The following is a 2,038-nucleotide window of genomic DNA, read 5'->3' on the forward strand; positions in this document are numbered from 1 at the left end:
GCCCCAGCTCGGCCACGCCGAACGCGGACGGGTTGGAGACCTTCGTCAGCAGGATGAGCGCGTCCGGCCCGCTGCGGCGGAACTCCTCCACCAGCCCCGAGATCCCACCGATGATCAGGTTGTCGCCGAGGTACATCACGAACGGCTCGTCGCCGAGGAAGTCACGCGCGACGAGCACGGCATGGGCAAGCCCCAGCGGCGCCTCCTGCCGGATGTAGGTGACCTCGATCCCCAGCTCGGAACCGTCGCCGACGGCGGTCTCGATCTCCGCGGCGGTCTCCCCGACAATGATCCCGACATTCGTGATACCCGCGGCGGCTATTGCCTCCAACCCGTAGAAAAGCACCGGCTTGTTCGCCACCGGCACAAGTTGTTTGGCCGAGGTGTGGGTGATCGGGCGCAGTCGTGTTCCGGAACCACCGGCAAGCACAAGAGCCTTCATGATCCGAACCTTATCGCGCGGCCGGGCGGCGGCTGTACAAGCCCATGACCAGGGGCGCCCAATACCCGCCGAACAACATTGTTCCGACAGGTTCCGGACAGCCTCCGGACGGGTTCCGGACAGCCTCCGAACGGGTTCCGGACAGCCTCCGAACGGGTTCCGGACAGCCTCCGAACGGGTTCCGGACGGGTTCCGGACGGACATGCGCCGGTTTCGGCCAGCCGCCGCGGTGGCCCGCGCCACCCGGCCGGCCGCCGCCGGAACAGCGGGCCCGCCGTCATCAGGGCATCCCACGACGGGTGTGTCGCGCCTGCCGCGGGTACCTTCAGCAACCAGGACCACAGTTGTCCTCCGCGGCCATGACGACAGTCGTGACATCAGCGGTACGGGGGTAACGCCGCAATGAATCCAGCAGCCGGCCCGCGCACACCGGCGGGACCCGTCGGTGTGCCGGCCGAAGACGGCACGAGCGCGCCAGCGACGGCCCCGACAGCTCTGCCGGCCCCGGCGGCACGGACAGCCCCGGCGGCACGGACAGCCCCGGCGGCAGAGCCGGCCTGCCAATGGCGTCATCTCCCGGGGCATAGTGGTAAACAGGACCATATCCGGGGACGCGGGATACATCGGGCGGCATGTACGTCCGTGCGCCGGTGCCAGGCCACGGCGGGGGTGGGAGGTACGGCACGGTGACCGCTACGACCGGGGTCCCCGTGGACCAGTCCGCCAGCACCACGACGCAGCCGGGCCCGCCGGGCCCGCGCCGCGTCCTCAGGGCCCGCCCGAGTGCGAGGTGGCGATGGTTCCTGCGCGCCGGGGAGGAAGGCCCACGGCAACGCTCCCTGATCGACAAGCTGCTGCTCGCCCTCGCAGCCGTGCTGTCGATGTCGATCGTCGTGACGAGCATCGGCGGCTACGTCGCCTACCGCTACTTCGACTCCCAGATCACCAGGGTCACCCTGGCGCTCGGCGACGACCGTGAACGACCGGCCGCAGCCCCACCCGGGAGCGCGAACTTCCTGCTGGTCGGATCGGACAGTCGGGCGGGCACCGGCAACATGTACCAGCGCCAGGAAGTCGTCGCCGGGGAACGTTCGGACACCACCATGCTCGCCCATCTGGACTCGAACGGGACGACCACGCTGGTGTCGTTCCCCCGGGACACCCTGGTACGCATTCCCGGCCACGGCCGGAACAAGCTCAACTCCGCGATCACGACCGGCGGCCCGTCCCTGCTGATCAAAACGATCGAGAACCTCACCGACATCAAAATCGATCATTTTGTGTCGATCGACCTCGCCGGCTTCAAAGCCATGACGGACGCCATCGGCGGAGTGACGGTATGCGTCCGGCCGCTGCCGGACGGCAGCACGTCCAACCTGCATGACGACTACTCACAGTGGCGCGGTGTCGTGGGTGAGAACCAGCTCGACGGCGAGCAGGCGCTGGCCTTCGTCCGGCAGCGCTACGGCCTGCCGGACGGGGACTTCGACCGGATCCGGCGCCAGCAGCAGTTCGTCAGCGCGGTGTTCCAGAAGGCCACCAGCAGCGGGGTGCTCACCAGCCCGGCCAGGCTGGAGAGCCTGCTCGGGGCCGCCA

At 69.0% G+C, this 2,038-nt stretch carries 2 protein-coding genes; one reads left to right on the forward strand and one right to left on the reverse strand.

Annotation, left to right across the window (positions count from 1 at the left end):
• Window positions 1-442: sugar phosphate nucleotidyltransferase (locus AC5LSR_RS21250; protein ID WP_493468892.1), on the reverse strand; the 442-nt coding region annotated here is incomplete at its 3' end.
• A gap of 686 nt (window positions 443-1,128) precedes the next feature.
• Here AC5LSR_RS21250 and AC5LSR_RS21255 point away from each other — a divergent pair.
• Window positions 1,129-2,038 (forward strand): LCP family protein (locus AC5LSR_RS21255; protein ID WP_493468893.1); only part of this gene is annotated, 910 nt, incomplete at its 3' end.

The organism is Protofrankia sp. CiP1_Cm_nod4, assembly GCF_982290645.1.